The organism is Microcoleus sp. B5-D4, assembly GCF_036705145.1.
In the GTDB taxonomy this organism is placed as follows: Bacteria; Cyanobacteriota; Cyanobacteriia; order Cyanobacteriales; family Microcoleaceae; genus Microcoleus.
Genome location: NZ_JAUBTV010000010.1, coordinates 99,541 through 114,515, shown reverse-complemented (window position 1 = coordinate 114,515; position 14,975 = coordinate 99,541). Strand labels below are relative to the sequence as shown.

Annotated in this window: 16 protein-coding genes and 1 pseudogene; 14 read left to right on the top strand and 3 right to left on the bottom strand. The window is 46.4% G+C overall.

Annotated elements, in window-relative coordinates:
• The 4 genes and pseudogenes from QUB10_RS07460 to QUB10_RS07445 all read left to right on the top strand — a co-directional run.
• Positions 1-712 (top strand): annotated as a pseudogene (locus tag QUB10_RS07460) (DUF5331 domain-containing protein); the annotation flags it as partial.
• Positions 713-1,189: 477 nt separating this feature from the next.
• Positions 1,190-2,599 (top strand): ferredoxin:protochlorophyllide reductase (ATP-dependent) subunit N, encoded by a 1,410-nt coding sequence (locus QUB10_RS07455; RefSeq protein WP_199292772.1) that lies wholly within the window; start codon positions 1,190-1,192, stop codon positions 2,597-2,599.
• A gap of 84 nt (positions 2,600-2,683) precedes the next feature.
• Positions 2,684-2,953, top strand: a complete 270-nt coding sequence (locus tag QUB10_RS07450; RefSeq protein WP_333200901.1) for a type II toxin-antitoxin system HicA family toxin — start codon at positions 2,684-2,686, stop codon at positions 2,951-2,953.
• Positions 2,925-3,290, top strand: coding sequence for a type II toxin-antitoxin system HicB family antitoxin (locus tag QUB10_RS07445; RefSeq protein ID WP_333200899.1), 366 nt, complete (start codon positions 2,925-2,927; stop codon positions 3,288-3,290). Before QUB10_RS07450 ends, QUB10_RS07445 begins: the two co-directional genes overlap by 29 nt.
• 128 nt (positions 3,291-3,418) lie before the next feature.
• Here the strand turns inward: QUB10_RS07445 and QUB10_RS07440 are convergent, their stop codons facing one another.
• On the bottom strand, positions 3,419-4,267 hold the full coding sequence (locus QUB10_RS07440; protein WP_333200897.1) for a hypothetical protein: 849 nt from the start codon (positions 4,265-4,267) through the stop codon (positions 3,419-3,421).
• A gap of 206 nt (positions 4,268-4,473) precedes the next feature.
• On the opposite strand from QUB10_RS07440, the gene QUB10_RS07435 reads away from it, so the two are divergent.
• The 6 genes from QUB10_RS07435 (at position 4,474) to QUB10_RS07410 (ending at position 10,828) form a co-directional block, all read left to right on the top strand.
• The gene (locus QUB10_RS07435) at positions 4,474-5,529 is read left to right on the top strand and encodes a hypothetical protein (RefSeq protein ID WP_333200895.1); all 1,056 of its coding nucleotides are present in this window, start codon (positions 4,474-4,476) and stop codon (positions 5,527-5,529) included.
• 186 nt (positions 5,530-5,715) lie between these two features.
• Positions 5,716-5,934: a hypothetical protein gene (locus QUB10_RS07430; RefSeq protein ID WP_333200893.1), complete on the top strand. Its 219-nt coding sequence runs from the start codon at positions 5,716-5,718 to the stop codon at positions 5,932-5,934.
• Between the two features lie 415 nt (positions 5,935-6,349).
• Positions 6,350-7,018, top strand: coding sequence for a DUF3318 domain-containing protein (locus QUB10_RS07425; RefSeq protein ID WP_015178535.1), 669 nt, complete (start codon positions 6,350-6,352; stop codon positions 7,016-7,018).
• Between the two features lie 396 nt (positions 7,019-7,414).
• On the top strand, positions 7,415-8,413 hold the full coding sequence (locus QUB10_RS07420; protein WP_333200891.1) for a sugar transferase: 999 nt from the start codon (positions 7,415-7,417) through the stop codon (positions 8,411-8,413).
• Between the two features lie 547 nt (positions 8,414-8,960).
• On the top strand, positions 8,961-9,398 hold the full coding sequence (locus QUB10_RS07415; protein ID WP_333200889.1) for an ATP-binding protein: 438 nt from the start codon (positions 8,961-8,963) through the stop codon (positions 9,396-9,398).
• 161 nt (positions 9,399-9,559) lie between these two features.
• Positions 9,560-10,828, top strand: coding sequence for a WcaI family glycosyltransferase (locus tag QUB10_RS07410; RefSeq protein ID WP_333200886.1), 1,269 nt, complete (start codon positions 9,560-9,562; stop codon positions 10,826-10,828).
• A 466-nt stretch (positions 10,829-11,294) separates the two neighbouring features.
• On the opposite strand, the gene QUB10_RS07405 is transcribed toward QUB10_RS07410, so the two are convergent.
• Both QUB10_RS07405 and QUB10_RS07400 read right to left on the bottom strand, forming a co-directional pair.
• Positions 11,295-11,570, bottom strand: coding sequence for a BrnA antitoxin family protein (locus QUB10_RS07405; RefSeq protein ID WP_333154178.1), 276 nt, complete (start codon positions 11,568-11,570; stop codon positions 11,295-11,297).
• The gene (locus tag QUB10_RS07400) at positions 11,533-11,808 is read right to left on the bottom strand and encodes a BrnT family toxin (protein ID WP_333154177.1); all 276 of its coding nucleotides are present in this window, start codon (positions 11,806-11,808) and stop codon (positions 11,533-11,535) included. The genes QUB10_RS07405 and QUB10_RS07400 overlap by 38 nt, the downstream gene beginning before the upstream one ends.
• A 203-nt stretch (positions 11,809-12,011) precedes the next feature.
• Between QUB10_RS07400 and yqeK the strand changes: the two genes are divergently transcribed.
• The 4 genes from yqeK to QUB10_RS07380 all read left to right on the top strand — a co-directional run bounded on the left by yqeK (position 12,012) and on the right by QUB10_RS07380 (position 14,851).
• Positions 12,012-12,647 (top strand): bis(5'-nucleosyl)-tetraphosphatase (symmetrical) YqeK, encoded by a 636-nt coding sequence (yqeK, locus tag QUB10_RS07395; protein ID WP_333200884.1) that lies wholly within the window; start codon positions 12,012-12,014, stop codon positions 12,645-12,647.
• 137 nt (positions 12,648-12,784) lie between these two features.
• Positions 12,785-13,204, top strand: coding sequence for a ribosome silencing factor (rsfS, locus tag QUB10_RS07390; RefSeq protein ID WP_333200882.1), 420 nt, complete (start codon positions 12,785-12,787; stop codon positions 13,202-13,204).
• 2 nt (positions 13,205-13,206) lie between these two features.
• The gene (locus tag QUB10_RS07385; RefSeq protein ID WP_333200880.1) at positions 13,207-13,716 is read left to right on the top strand and encodes a CGLD27 family protein; all 510 of its coding nucleotides are present in this window, start codon (positions 13,207-13,209) and stop codon (positions 13,714-13,716) included.
• A 181-nt stretch (positions 13,717-13,897) separates the two neighbouring features.
• Complete coding sequence (locus QUB10_RS07380) at positions 13,898-14,851, top strand: asparaginase (RefSeq protein WP_333144243.1); 954 nt, start codon at positions 13,898-13,900, stop codon at positions 14,849-14,851.
• The last annotated feature ends 124 nt before the right edge of the window (positions 14,852-14,975 follow it).

The following is a 14,975-nucleotide window of genomic DNA, read 5'->3' as shown; positions in this document are numbered from 1 at the left end:
CGATGACGAGGAAGAAGCGGTCTCCGACTTCGACATGGACGATGACGAGGAAGAAGCGGTCTCCGACTTCGACATGGGCGATGACGAGGAAGAAGCCTCGGCTTTGGACGGTCTCGGTCTCGAAGACGATGAGGAAGACGCCGTATCTGACTTCGATATGGGCGACGATGAGGAAGACGCCGTATCTGACTTTGATATGGGTGACGATGAGGAAGAAGAAGCCTTGGCTTTGGGCGGTCTCGACCTCGGCGATGACGACGAGGAAGATGAAGCCTCGGCTTTGGGCGGTCTCGACCTCGGCGATGATGACGAGGAAGATGAAGCCTCGGCTTTGGGCGGCCTCGACCTCGGCGATGACGAGGAAGATGAAGCCTCACAATTTGGGACTTTGACCTCTGGAGATCTCGAATCGGGGATTTCCGATCCGTTTGGGGAAGAAGATGCAGAGTTTGTCGCCGAAGAAATACCCGATCCTTTTGGGACAGCTACCTCAGATGACCTAGATATGGATCTGGGCGACTTGGACGATGACGGTATTGACGATTTCTCTGTATCGGATGACGATGACCTCGATGATCTCGGACTCGACGATCTGGGGGAAGCAACTACCGGAGATCCCGATGAAGATGATTTAGATGCTCTAGATCTCGGTGATTTGGATTCCGACGATGAAGATGAAGAAATTTCCGGCTTTTTATCTGATTTTAAGTGAGGTTGTTGCGATCGCCCGCATCTCTTCTAGTCTTGAAGTTGCCCGCTCTATTTGTGAGTTGTGAGTTGCGAGTTGTTAATTTTTAATTAGCTCAAACTCACAACTACCAAAAGGCTTTTTGCCGGAGCGAGTTGAAGAAAACTAAATCCCTGCTGTGAGGGATTATAAGCCCTCGCGCAGAATTTTTTAGCTCAATTTTTGGATGCTGCGGCTGCGGAAATATTGAGTTGCCTGCATCTATTTTTCAGAGGAATTAGCCCAAAATCAGGTATTTCTATTTATTGTTCGCTGCGAAAGGGCGATCGCACTTTCACAGGTGTTTTCTCGCCGCTGCGCCTGTTCGCGTTCGAGAGGAAAAAAACCTATTTCTCTCGTCCGCGAGAGCAACGAGGCGATCGCAAAAAACAGGTATTTCCTCGCTTAGCGAGCCTGTCCTGTTTCAGACTAAAAACAATTTAAAGGGAGAAGATTTGAGATATGACTGCTATTACTACTAATGAACCGGAAGCTTTAAACTTTGAATGCGAAACAGGCAATTATCACACATTTTGTCCGATTAGCTGCGTAGCTTGGCTTTATCAAAAAATTGAAGATAGTTTTTTCTTAGTCATAGGTACTAAGACTTGCGGCTATTTCTTGCAAAACGCAATGGGCGTGATGATTTTTGCTGAGCCTCGCTATGCGATGGCTGAGTTGGAAGAAGGCGATATTTCCGCTCAGTTAAACGATTATGATGAGTTGAAGCGGCTGTGCTTGCAAATTAAGCGCGATCGTAACCCCAGTGTAATTGTCTGGATCGGCACTTGCACCACCGAAATCATCAAAATGGATTTGGAAGGGTTAGCGCCGAAACTCGAAGCAGAAATTGGCATTCCCATCGTCACAGCGCGCGCTAACGGCTTGGATTACGCTTTTACTCAAGGGGAAGATACCGTTTTAGCGGCGATGGCTGCTAAATGCCCTGAGAAAGCGCCCGTGATGGAATCTCAGAAACAAGAACGCAATGCTATCTCTCAACTGCTGAATTTCGGTAAGAAAAAAGAGGAAGTTGCAGCAGATGAATCGGAATATGTCAAGCACACGCCGCTGGTACTTTTTGGTTCTTTGCCCGACCCGGTTGTTACTCAGCTAACTCTAGAATTGAAGAAGCAAGGAATCAAAGTTTCTGGTTGGCTTCCTTCCAAGCGCTACACTGAATTGCCAGTCTTGGAAGAAGGTTATTATGTATCTGGCATGAATCCGTTCTTGTCGCGCACTGCTTCTACGTTGATGCGCCGCCGCAAGTGTAAGCTAATTGGTGCGCCATTCCCGATCGGCCCTGACGGAACTCGCGCTTGGATTGAAAAGATTTGCTCAGTGTTGGGAATTGAACCAAAAGGTTTGGACGAACGGGAAGCGCAAATCTGGGCAGGTTTGGAAGATTACCTGCAAATAATTCGCGGCAAATCTGTCTTCTTTATGGGAGACAATTTGCTGGAGATTTCTTTAGCACGTTTCTTGATTCGCTGCGGCATGACTTGCCCGGAAATCGGCATTCCTTACATGGACAAGCGCTATCAGGCGGCTGAATTGGCTTTGTTAGAAAAGACTTGTCACGAGATGGGAGTTCCTACTCCTCGGATTGTGGAAAAACCAGATAATTACAATCAGTTGCAGCGGATTTACGAGCAGAATATTGACTTGGTGATTACTGGTATGGCTCACGCTAATCCTTTGGAAGCGCGGGGAATTAATACTAAGTGGTCTGTTGAGTTTACTTTTGCTCAGATTCACGGCTTTGGTAATGCGCGGGATATTTTGGAGTTGGTGACTCGTCCGCTGCGCCGGAATAATTCGCTGAAGGATTTGGGTTGGGGTAATTTGGTGAAGAATGAAGCTAAGGTTTAATTTTTGAATTTCACCTGACTACTAGCAAGGGTGGGCAATGCCCACCCTTGTTTATTAGAATAGTACAAGCATCTGTAAAACTTCATGGGCAAGTTAGGAAAACTGGTAGAACAATTTTTAGCAAATCCACCAGAAGTGCGCTTTGACGATGTGTGCTATATTCTAACAGCTTTTGGATTTGAAGAAAAGCGATCGAAAGGAAGTCACCATACTTTCCGAAATGCTGATGGATTAAAAATTACAGTTTCTAAAAAAGGTGGGAAGAAGGTAAAAGGAGTATACGTCAAGCAAATTGTTGTGCTATTAAAACTGGAGGAATGGAGCAATGAATCAGAAGATGAAAGTCAAGCTTAAATCTCTAGACTATTACTTGAGTCTTAAATATCCTATCAGTTTTTATCCAGAATCCGAAGGTTATACAGTTATAATCAAAGACCTTCCTGGCTGTATGTCTCAGGGTGAAACTTTATCGGAAGCGATGGAGAATATTCAGGAAGCTAGGGAATTATGGATAGAAACAGCTTATGAGTGTGAAGATGAGATTCCTTTACCTACAACGGAAATTGAGTATAGCGGAAATTTATCGTTGCAAATTCCTAAATCTCTACATTTGAGTTTAGCAGAAAAAGCGGAAAGGGAAGGAGTTAGTCTTGACCAGTACATTCTGGTTGTGTTAAGTAAAGCAGGTTAAAAGATAATCAGATAAGGACGATCGAGTTTGAGCGAGGCTTAAAGAGCGAGCAATCTTTTTTAGGAACCGCAGATTAACGCAGATTGACGCTGATTAACGCGGATGAAGAGTGCGATCGTACTTTTCACTCAATTTACAATTACGCCAAATTTTAATAACATTCTAGGCAAATAATCATCCAAATTCTTGATGTGTTCATCTGTTAACTCAATCAGGTTTAGTTCGTACTTCTGATATAGTTCTTGCTTCACTTCCTTACGCGCAACATACTCCGGGTTGTTCTCATATCCCCAGTATTCAATATACACTTTTCCCCCAGGAATATAAAAGTCACAGTAAGCTTCTTCCTCTATGGGTAGTCGGCGTTCATAGGCGTGAACTAGCTCCGCCATATAGAGCCAATTATCAATCAAAACTTCAGCTTTAGAGCGCACAAAATGACCGTCGGTTGTTCGATGCTGTGCACTCGCCCGAAACTTCTCGCGGAACCCTAGCTTTGTGTTTACTTCTGTTTTGCTCTGTTCTGAATTGTCACCTTTAAGACTCTCAATAGTTGCTAGAAAAACTTGATTTGTCAGTATAGATTCTGGCCACAACACATAAGGAGTGTTGTCTTGAGGGTAGGTTTTTTGCACCGCCCCAAAACCAATCCCCCGCTTAGTGGCTACCCAGCCGTTGCGCTCTTTGTTTACCAATCCTAACTCTGCTAAAATCGGATTGACTTTGTGCTTTGATATTTCTAGTTTCTCGCTGATGCTGGTAGCGGACAGAAGTGAGGGGGAAGAGGATTGTTGGGGTTTAGGTTTGGGCGCTGACACGGGTTGAGCGTTGTTAGCTTTCCAATGTTCGTAGCATAATTTGTGACCGGGTTTTGAAACTGCTTGATTGCATCCGGGCGCCGTGCAGGTTTCTGCTGAAATGGCAGATAAAGCTTGATTTATGGCTGCTAGCTTGCGGAGCAAAGGATCTAAGGTCATATTAACAGCTTGAGATATATTCAAAAATAGTACCACTTTACTTTCTATGCAGTCAATAATTAAAAACTGGCGATTCCCTTTGGGGTAGCTTCGCGCGGACTTTTACCCAACTTTTCCAGAATCCCAGCTCACAGGCCCGTAACACAATTCACGAAACGCCGCCTATAATCGAAACTAGCCCAACTCTCATCAGTTGAGAAACCGCCATGAGTCAAGACAAGGAAGAAATTAGCTATTCAGAGAAAACAGAACGTCTCAGAGTTATCGGTCAGTTTATCAAAACTGTGACACCGATGATTTGGACGATCGTAATTCTCGTAGTCATCATTCCCCTATTCGGTAACTTTCTAATTTCCCAGTCACTAACAAATACGGGAACCACAGCAGTTGTAGTCTCGCCACCGCACGATTTTAGCAAAGTCAACCAAGACATTAAAAACGCCATCCAAAAATCCCATACAACAGCCGAAACTTTCGCCTCAAAAGAGTTGGATAAATGGGAAAGCGAAGTAATTGGACGAGTAGACAATAGTTTCCTCGATTGGTACTTTGATTACTTCACTCAAAAAAAGATGGAGTTTACCGTACCTTTTAACTTCGTGAAATCTGCCGTACTCAACAGATTTGATATGACAGCAGCTTCTCAAGCTGTTTCCGAAAAATTAACCGAAGACTTTCAAAGAGAATTTGCTAACCGCGTGCTGGTACCCAAAAACGCTCAACTGCGATTTCAATTAATCACTCAAGATACTGCTAATTTGTACATATCAGAAGTTAGCAAGAATGTGAAAGTAGTTCAAAACAATTATAATATACCGCAAGTACAGTGGGACAAATATCTGAACGATATTGCTACCACAATTAGCGACAAAGGAAACGTCTCGAATTTATCATTAAAAGTATTAGTTGGCGGTAGCGGTTACTTGGTTGCTAAACCCTTAATTTTGGGAGTAGCAGCTAAAGTTGGTAGTAAAGTTACCGCAAAACTTGCCAGCAAAGCCGCCGCCAAGGTAGCCACAAAAACAGGCGGTACAGTTGCTAGTCAGTTGGGAGTAAGTTTAATCGACCCGATTGTCGGCATCGGAATTATCATCTGGGATTTGTGGGATTATAATCACACAGTCAAAGTAGAAAGACCGATTTTGCGGGCACACATTGTAGAATATTTTAAAGATGTCAAAAAGTCTCTGCTCACAAATCCTGAAAGTGGAATTATGGCAGCAATTTATCAGTTAGAAAGCGGTCTTCTCAAGTCGCTTTAATCATTTAGCGTTGCTTAATAACAGGTATGAATTGAATAGTTCGGAATTGCGATAAGGCAAGTCGGGTGAGTTTTGTAACTTCAGAAAAAAGTTGGTTCATACCGTTAATTAGCAACCTAAAAAAAATAAGATAGAGGAACAACGAGAAGAGTTGCAAGATTTTATGGAATATAAAAATATCATAAAATGGAAGAAAGCGCAAGCTGTTTAACTCAGGTTAAAAGGATTTGGTTATCTAGAAAAATAAAAAAAATAGACGTTTTAACAACAAGTTTTATTACCAAAACTCACAGAAAAGACTTAGCCGGTAATCGCGAAATTAAATTTAAAACATCCAGGCTAAAAAGCTCTCCGCAACGCCTCGACTTCCTATCTCAACCCGCAGCCAAAATAGATCATAACTAGAAAGATATTTGAGGTAGAATTATGAGGTAATATTTAAATCCGGGTCAAGTTCCTATCGAATATTGAAAGCGGTTAATTAATCTGGCAGAAAGCCAAGGTATAAAAATCGAGAAAACAGCGAGAAGTTATTCACAAAAGACTCTATATTGGTCGGAAAGGATTATCAAAGCATAAGCCAGAAATAGCAGTAGGATAACTGGTACTGTATCCCTTAGATGAGTGTCAGTCCGTCGCTCAAATAATCCAAAGGAAATGATCGAGTCGGCAGTTGCGATCGCCCCCTGAGACTAAAATCAAGTAAAATTGCCAGTATTAGTCGATCGACCCCCGTTGCTAGACTATATTTGGATTCAAGGTTTGCTATACTCCAGAAATAGACACATATTAACCTTTGGAAAATCAATAGGCCGGAGCTATGACATCCTATGCAACCTCTACAGCAAGAGCCGAGATGAGTGAGATCCGGCGCTTGAAAAACATACTGCCCCCAGAACTCCAAAGTTGGGTAACAGTAGAAAAAACAATAGAAGTTAATCCTACCCTGATCCGCAGCGAAGAAATAGGCAAAGACCAGGTAGAAATCCAAATAGACCTGATCCGCTGGGAACAGCTAGCAATGGATCAGCGTAACCTCCTATTTTGGCACGAAGTCGCCAGAATCCAAAACGACACCATCCCCAGAGACGGTTGGGAAATGGCAGCCCTCGCCATTGGTTTAGGCGGCGCTGTCGGCGAACTTTGGGTGCAAGACGGCTTGCTGCTGTTACTAGCCCTATCCCTGTGCGGCGTCTCCGGCTGGAGACTTTACCAAAAAAACAACGGAGAGAAAAGTTTAAAAGAAGCAGTAGACGCCGACGAAAAAGCCCTCGCCCTGGCAACCCGCTTCGGCTACACTCTCCCAAACGCCTACAAAAGCCTCGGCAGCGCCTTAAAAACCTTAATCGAGCAAACTTCCAAAAAACAGCAGCGGGCTAAATACGAAGCTCGTCTCCAGGCCCTCAAACGCAACGCAGCCAAAGCCAAAGCCAAAGTCAAACCCATCACCCGCGAAACATCCCAGTCAGAAAACGTCTACAATTCTTAACCTCATCCCCCGACGCTGGTTACGGGGGTTTTCCAGTTAACGGTTAACTGTTGACTTCTGTGTTAGCGGTTAACTGTTAACTTAGGTGGCTATCCCCTGCAAGACAGGCACTCCAATTATTAACGACAAGATTAATCGGCCTGAATCCACAAAAATCTTGATTCCGATGTCAAAGTTTGGCCGCGACTGCGTTCAAAAATCTTTGGGCAAAAACTGGCAAAAATAGACTTAAGTCTATTTTTGCCTTTGATATCATTCTCGGCGGGCGAGTTGGCAGGCGTTTTTGTAAAGTTTGTATAAAGCTAGCCTTTTGTTAACCATAATATTTGGTAAAGGAGGAGCTGCTAGGACAGAATAGGCTAAAGACATCAGCTTGAAATTTGAAACCAGGACTTCATGGTCAGTCAAACCCCAGAGGCAGATTTTCGGGTAACGTACTCGGACGAGATTCCCTCAGTTCACATACCCGTGCGCTTGAGCGTACTTGAAGCCGTAAACTTCAAGACAACCTGCCAGCAACTTTTTTCGGGCAGCACCGTTCCCAGCAAGATTGTCCTAGACTTCAGTCAGACGACATTCATCGACAGTAGCGGGATAGGTGCTTTAGTCAGCAATCTGAAATTTGCCAAACAGCGCGGCAGCGACTTGGTGCTCCGAAGCCTCAAGCCACAGGTGATGGCAGTATTTGCTCTCACCAGCCTAGATCAAGTGCTGACGATCGAGCAGCCCTCTGCAACCTCAACTCCGATAGAGACCAACCCCTCGGACAATCACCTACCGATGACCCACCCCTCAGTGCAGTCGTGGGTGAAGCGACTGATAGACATTGTTGGGGCAATAGTCGGTTTGATGATTACAGGAATTTTGTTCGTACCCATAGCAGCAGCCATCACTATCAACGATCCAGGCCCGATATTTTTCGGTCAAACCCGCTGTGGCTGGATGGGCAGACAATTTCGGATTTGGAAATTTCGATCGATGTGTACCAACGCCGAAGCCATGAAAGACCAAATCAAAAACCAAGCTTCTGGCGCATTTTTCAAAAATGACAACGACCCGCGGATTACCAAAGTCGGGCGCATCTTACGCAAAACCAGTCTCGACGAACTGCCGCAGTTTTGGAACGTGCTCAAAGGCGAAATGAGTCTAGTCGGCACCAGACCGCCAACGCCAGACGAAGTTGAGCGCTACGAAGTCCCTCAGTGGCAGCGTTTGGATGTCAAACCCGGGATGACAGGAGAATGGCAAGTCAACGGTCGCTCTCAAGTCCGCGATTTTGAAGATGTCATCCGTTTAGATTTAAAATACCAACAAAACTGGAGCCTGATGTATGACTTGAAACTAATTGTTAAAACTGTAACAGTCCTGTTTAACAAAAATAGCGGCGCTGTGTAGGAGCCCTCAACAACCCAGACTTGAACTTTCAGGTGCTGTTGTCGACGGGCGACGGGAACTCGAACTCGATACTTAGTCAAGCAGACGATCGCTAGCGATACCTACGTTAGCATTAAGTGTTAAAATTCACACGCCCAGAAAATGCACAGCTAGTTGCCAGCTCTGCAATCAGAGCATTAATAATTAGCAATTAGCCAGTTCGAGGTCATAATCGAATGATCCCAGCATGATTTTCGAGGACGAGAAGAACTCACCTGTGTGTAGAAAAGTACCGACTGCTAACACGGTCGAAGCTCAAATCACTTTCTCGCAAGCTGACTCGGAAATTTTCCCTATTTAAACGCCCTACCGAGGCGGGTTACAGTATCGGAAGTCTCTCATTTGCTGTGCGAGTAAATGGTGCGAAAGGAATGCTCACCTTGAGGCAAAACGGGCTTCTTCAACTCAAGCTTGACTTAACTAATATGTTGCCAAGACCTTGCCCTCCTTTTTCTCTCCCTCCGGCGCTGAGTACAGCGGTGGTGGGGGCCGACCAGGGGGAAGAAAGATGAAAGACAAGCAACCAAAGGCCGAGTGGCACCTGCAGGTTGAAACAGACCTGAATGCTTTAACATCCGTTTTGGAATGGTTGGAGAATATCGTTTTGCCCATGATACCAGCGGATTTCTGGTGGCAGTGCCGGCTGATAATCAACGAAGGCTTTACAAACGCTGTCCGCCACGCTCACCAGAACTTGCCCCCCACGACGCCCATCGACATTGAGGTAAAAGTGTTTGCCGATTACTTAGAAATTAGGATTTGGGACAGGGGTCAACCCTTCAACTTAGAAGCAAAGCTGCGCTCGATCATGCAAGAGCAGCGCGATCCTTTGGACAGAGAGGGAGAAAGGGGACTGGTGTTCATGTACAAGCTCACAGACGACCTTCGGTATATCCGTACCGACGATCGCCGAAACTGCCTGGTAATGCGAAAAAACATTACCTGATGGCGCGATACCCGCCCGGTAAGGGCGGCTTCTTTCGCCCGGAGTGGAAGATCGCCTCGCCCCTTATTGTCCTACCCGGAACCCAACCACATCCTCTGCAATTCTGCGGGTGCAGGCTTGATGCACGCGGCTGCAGGACAATTGGCTTCAAAATAAATATTATGCGTATTCTAATTTATTCCTATAACTACTATCCAGAGCCGATCGGCATTGCCCCCCTGATGACAGAACTAGCGCAAGGCCTAGTCAAGCGGGGCCACCAAGTCCGAGTCGTCACAGGAATGCCCAACTATCCCCAGCGCCGGATTTATCCGCAATATGAGGGCAAATTTTACCTCACAGAAGAACACAACGGGGTCACAATTCAGCGCAGCTATCTGCGCGTCAACGGCCCCCACCCCAGCCTCCTAGACCGACTTGTCCTAGACGGCAGTTTTGTCGTCTCCAGCGCCGTCCAAGCCTTCAGAGGCTGGCGTCCCGACGTGATTTTCTCGACAATGCCCCCTTTACCGATTTGCGTCCCAGTCGCCTTTTACGGCTGGATTCGCGCTTGCCCGATCGTCCTCAACGTTCAGGATATCGTCTCAGAAGCAGCCGTGCGCGTCGGCTTGGTCAAAAAAAACGGACTGCTAGTTCGCATTGCTGACGCTTTGGAAAAATTGGCCTACAGCACAGCCAGCCAAGTCAGCGTCATCGACAGCGGTTTTGTCACCAAATTGCACTCTCAAGGAGTACCCCCCGAAAAAATAGTTTGCGTTCCCAATTGGGTTGATGTTAATTTCATTCGGCCCTTACCCAAGGAAAGTAACTCATTTCGAGAAACCCACAAACTCAAGGGCAAATTTGTCGTTCTCTATGCAGGCAATATTGCCCTAACTCAAGGCTTGCAAACAGTTGTCCAAGCAGCGGCTCGTTTGAAACACATAACCGAAATTGCTTTTGTAATTGTGGGGGAATCAACAGCCTTGGCGCGCTTGCAACAAGATTGCGAAACTTACAAAGCTAATAATGTAATGCTGCTACCATTTGAACCGCGAGAAAAATTGCCAGAATTGTTAGCTGCTGCTGATGTTAGTTTAGTCGTACAAAAGCGCCGCGTTACTAACTTCAATATGCCTTCAAAAATCCAAGTAATTCTCGCCAGCGGCAGGGCAATTTTGGCTTCGGTTCCCGAAACTGGTACGGCCCAGAAAGCAGTGCAGCAAAGCGGTGGCGGGGTGGTGGTAGCGCCGGAAGATCCGCAGGCTTTGGCTGATGCAGTTGAAGATTTGTACTTGCATCCTGCTAAGGTGGATGCCTTGGGCGAGCAAGGCAGAAATTATGCTGTGGAGAATTACGGATTTGAGGAAGCTTTGAATCATTATGAAGCTTTATTTGCGGCGGTGGCAGCGAGTCATGGTGAGAAAATATTGGAGCCTTTGCCGAAATAAGATAAGCGCTTGAAACCGCCCGTGCTTACAGTGGCAAAAGATGTTCTGATCACTACAGAACGAACGCTCGTTAAGATAAACGCCCAAAAAATGAAAGACTGAGGATTGATCGATTTAATTCCCCAATATACCAGCACCGGAACTGTGCCCGCCGCCATCCAGACAGCCATTACTGCCCCGATTCAAAGTAAAATAGCGATAACTTATAAAGGATTTTTGACGGCCAGTAACGGCCATTTCGATTAAGCTTTTTAGCGAAAATCCCCTTTTCAACAAAATGGCAATCAAAATTACCATCGAAGCCCGAAGTGGAGCAACTATAAAATAACCTTTGATGGCACTGACTAAAAGTAGAATAAATGAAATATAGCCTTTCGAGCGAAAGATGAGGTACTCATGGGCATAGGGCTAATGGCATACCTCACTTTTTTGAGAACCGCTATAATTACAAAAAATAGCACATCCCTTATTGATGGGCTTTCATGTATTCTCTTAGTAAGGCGTTGATCTGGGTCTGATAACCACGACCTTGAGATTTAAACCACTCCAAAACATCACTGTCAATGCGTAAGGTAACTTGAGCTTTAGTCTTAGGGTTGGGCAAGCCTCGCCGAACTACGGCTTTAGCAAACATTTCAGGCGTAATTTCCGGGCAATCAGAGAAATCAATATCTTCATCAGTCATGGCATCTAGGCGTTCCCAATCAGTTTGAGATTTGCTCGAAGTAAATTCGTTGTTCATATTTAGTTGCTTTTCTAGCGGAAATAATGCGGGTATATTCCTCTCGTTCTGTATGGACAATAGCGACTACTCGCCCTTGCAACAAACCAAAAGTCACAAACCTCTGCTCCCCATAACTGAATCGTTCGTCCTCAACCGTAACGATTTCTCCATCAAAAACTAATGGAACGTCGATAAAGTCAATTCCATGTTTGCTAAGGTTGGTAAGACGTTTAGTCTCATCCCACTCAAATTCCATACCTTGATTGTTACTAGATATTGTAACTACAATTTGTAGTTACAGCCACTTACTTTAACATATCTTTGGATTGTTCAGGTAGAGCCGATCGCCCCCTTCACCCCTCCCCATCCCAGATATCACCACACCCCCGCGTGCCCGACACCGCAGCCGATCGAAACAAAACGCTAAAATAGTAGCTCATACAATTTTGGAGTTAATACTTGGCACTTGCACCCGCGCGCGAAAACGTCCTAGCTTGGCTCTGTGACCGCGTTCCTGCTGCCCGCATCAAACACATCCTCGGAGTCGAACAAGTAGCAGGTGACTTGGCTCGCCATTACGGCCTCGACGAAGCAAAAGCCCGAACTGCCGGTTTGTTGCACGATTTGGCAAAATACTTCAAACCTCAACTGCTGCTACAAATGGCCCAGAAGGAAGGTTTAGAGTTAGACTCAGTGTTAGAAGCACACCCGCATTTGCTGCACGCAGACGCCAGCGCGATCGTCGCCAGAGACGAATTCGGGGTGGTCGATCGAGAAATTTTGGACGCCATCGCCCATCACACCCTCGGCAGACCAAACATGAGTCAGCTCAGTTGTACCGTATTTGTAGCAGATACCATAGAGCCGAGCCGCGGCAACACAGCCGAACTAGAAGCACTGCGCGAGGCAAGCTGGCAAAATCTTTATGCAGCCGTGTGGCAAACTAGCGATTATTCTCTTAAATATTTGCTAGAAACTCGCTGCTACATCCACCCCCGCACCGTACTTACGCGGAATTGGGCGCTGCAAATGGCCCGCGAATCGCCGGAAAGAGGAAATTCGACAGAAAAGTCGATCGAACAAATCACAAGTTAAAAGTAAAATTTACCAGAAATCCTGTCCTTACTTTTGGCTTCAACTAACTCCTATTTCCCGTCTCAAACTGCCAACAACCGAAAGCGAATAGCGCACCCATTTCCCCTTACCCTATCAATTAGGAAATTAAACACTGAATGTCAGATCTAACTCAACTCGAATATTCCAGGGCCCAGTCTACAGCAACGGCCGGCACCTCCTCAGACGAAGCCCGTGGCATGATCATGACCGTTGCCCAAGCAGCCGATGACCGCAAAGCAGTAGATATTGTATTGCTCCGGGTGGCAGAAGTATGCTATTTGGCAGACTACTTTGCGATCATCACCGGATTTTCCAACGTGCAGGTACGAGCCATCTCCCAAGCGATAGCAGACCAAGTGGAAGAAGAGTGGCAACGCTTGCCACTGCGTACACAAGGCCTATCAGACGCTAGTTGGGTCGTCATGGACTACGGCGACGCGATCATTCACATTTTGAAGCCTCAAGAGCGGGAGTTCTACAATTTAGAAGCGTTCTGGGGACACGCCGAACGCATTGACTTTTCCCCCACGCTGTGAGGATGGCTAATGTGAAAAACGTTTCTGCTTCTATTTGTCCAGTTCCGCAAGAACAGCGACCGATCAATGAATACCAAGAACTTAAAGAATCCTGGTTTTTTAGCTGGGTAACACTCAATTGGCCCGGATACCTGGCAAAACTAGCTTGGGTTTGGGCTTGGAGTTGCTTGGTATCGGTGCCGATAGCTGCTTCTAGCTTTGCTCCTGTCAAGTATCCAGCTCAGTTTGTCCTGTGCGGTGCCGCAGGTGCCAGTTTTATTCTAGGATTAGCTTTGCTGCGGCTCTACTTGGGTTGGTTCTACGTGCGATCGCGCCTTTCAAATCCCACGGTCGTCTACGAAGAGTCTGGCTGGTACGATTGTCAATCTTGGCCTAAAACTCCCGAAGTTTTGCTTCAAGACCAGTTGATTGTCAACTACCAACTAGAACCAATTCTCCGGCGTCTGCGGCAGACATTTTATGGTTTGACAGTGTTGCTGGTTGCCGGGGGACTAATTTGGAGTTGTTTGTAATCGGGAATGGAAGGGAGTTTTGAGTTTTGAGATTGCCGCGCACAGCCAACAACACACACGGAGTGCATGAGTGAGAAACGATCGCCGAAAGATTAACTTTATAACTCTTAACTGGCAGCTCGCAACTCATAACTTCCACCGGCCCCAATCTAAAATCTAAAATCTAAAATCTAAAATTGATATGACAAGGGGAAAACGAACCCAAGCTCCCGAACTGGAAGTCACACTGCTGCGCGAAGGTATTGTAGAATCGAGGCACCGCGCCCAGGCCGCTGTCTGCGACAACCGCGGGCGCGTTCTGTCTGTTGCTGGTAACTCGGAAACGGCCTCATTTGTCCGTTCTTCACTCAAGCCTTTTCAAGCTTTGGCGGTGACGGGGACTGGCACTTTAGAACGCTACGAATTGACCGATCGAGATTTAGCGATTATTTGCAGTTCTCATCAAGGTACGATCGAGCAATCGCGCCAGGTATTTAACGTCCTGTGGCGCTGCGACATTGACCCCTCTAAACTTCAATGCCCCATTCCCGAAGGCAAAAAGAGCGCCCTGCAATACAACTGCTCCGGCAAACACGCCGGAATGCTGGCTGTCTGTCAGCAACTGCACTGGCCTCTGGACACTTATTTACGCCGCAAACATCCTGTCCAGCAGCTTATTTTGGGCAAAGTGGCTGACCTGCTGGCAATGCCTGCCGAAGAGTTTATCAGCGCTCGCGACGACTGCGGCGCTCCTACCTATCTGTTGCAGTTGGGGCAAATGGCGTCTTTGTATGCTCAGTTAGCCTCCGGCAACAATGTGGATATGGAGCGGATTGTCCGCGCTATGACTCATCACCCGATGATGGTTGCCGGTGAGGGCAAATTTGATACGGAACTGATGCGTTTGACTCAAGGGGAATTGGTGAGCAAGTCCGGTGCCGAAGGGGTGCAGTGCATTGGCCGCGTTGGCGAAGGCATGGGCTTGGCAATTAAGGTGACGGATGGGGGAAAGCGCGCTCAATTTGCTGTGGCGATTCACTTGCTCAAGCAGTTGGGGTGGATTACTCCGACGATCGCCGAAACTCTGGCGGAGACTTACCTCACTCTCAGTGAGTTCAAGCGATTGGAGGTAATCGGGGAAGTTTCGATGCTTTAGGGCGATCGAGACTGGCTCGCCGATTTGAGCAACCCCTCCCACAATCTAAAAAGTTTTTTTGATTTAGGGGTTGCAATTTTCCGAAAGATATGTTTATATTAATAAAGATACAAAAAACGACGCG

Excerpts from the sequence above, each read along its gene's own strand:
- QUB10_RS07455 (WP_199292772.1), top strand. The coding sequence starts at position 1,190 with ATGACTGCTATTACTACTAATGAACCGGAAGCTTTAAACTTTGAATGC.
- QUB10_RS07450 (WP_333200901.1), top strand. The coding sequence starts at position 2,684 with ATGGGCAAGTTAGGAAAACTGGTAGAACAATTTTTAGCAAATCCACCA.
- QUB10_RS07445 (WP_333200899.1), top strand. The coding sequence starts at position 2,925 with ATGAATCAGAAGATGAAAGTCAAGCTTAAATCTCTAGACTATTACTTG.
- QUB10_RS07440 (WP_333200897.1), bottom strand. The coding sequence starts at position 4,267 with ATGACCTTAGATCCTTTGCTCCGCAAGCTAGCAGCCATAAATCAAGCT.
- QUB10_RS07435 (WP_333200895.1), top strand. The coding sequence starts at position 4,474 with ATGAGTCAAGACAAGGAAGAAATTAGCTATTCAGAGAAAACAGAACGT.
- QUB10_RS07430 (WP_333200893.1), top strand. The coding sequence starts at position 5,716 with ATGGAAGAAAGCGCAAGCTGTTTAACTCAGGTTAAAAGGATTTGGTTA.
- QUB10_RS07425 (WP_015178535.1), top strand. The coding sequence starts at position 6,350 with ATGACATCCTATGCAACCTCTACAGCAAGAGCCGAGATGAGTGAGATC.
- QUB10_RS07420 (WP_333200891.1), top strand. The coding sequence starts at position 7,415 with ATGGTCAGTCAAACCCCAGAGGCAGATTTTCGGGTAACGTACTCGGAC.
- QUB10_RS07415 (WP_333200889.1), top strand. The coding sequence starts at position 8,961 with ATGAAAGACAAGCAACCAAAGGCCGAGTGGCACCTGCAGGTTGAAACA.
- QUB10_RS07410 (WP_333200886.1), top strand. The coding sequence starts at position 9,560 with ATGCGTATTCTAATTTATTCCTATAACTACTATCCAGAGCCGATCGGC.
- QUB10_RS07405 (WP_333154178.1), bottom strand. The coding sequence starts at position 11,570 with ATGAACAACGAATTTACTTCGAGCAAATCTCAAACTGATTGGGAACGC.
- QUB10_RS07400 (WP_333154177.1), bottom strand. The coding sequence starts at position 11,808 with ATGGAATTTGAGTGGGATGAGACTAAACGTCTTACCAACCTTAGCAAA.
- rsfS (WP_333200882.1), top strand. The coding sequence starts at position 12,785 with ATGTCAGATCTAACTCAACTCGAATATTCCAGGGCCCAGTCTACAGCA.
- QUB10_RS07385 (WP_333200880.1), top strand. The coding sequence starts at position 13,207 with ATGGCTAATGTGAAAAACGTTTCTGCTTCTATTTGTCCAGTTCCGCAA.
- QUB10_RS07380 (WP_333144243.1), top strand. The coding sequence starts at position 13,898 with ATGACAAGGGGAAAACGAACCCAAGCTCCCGAACTGGAAGTCACACTG.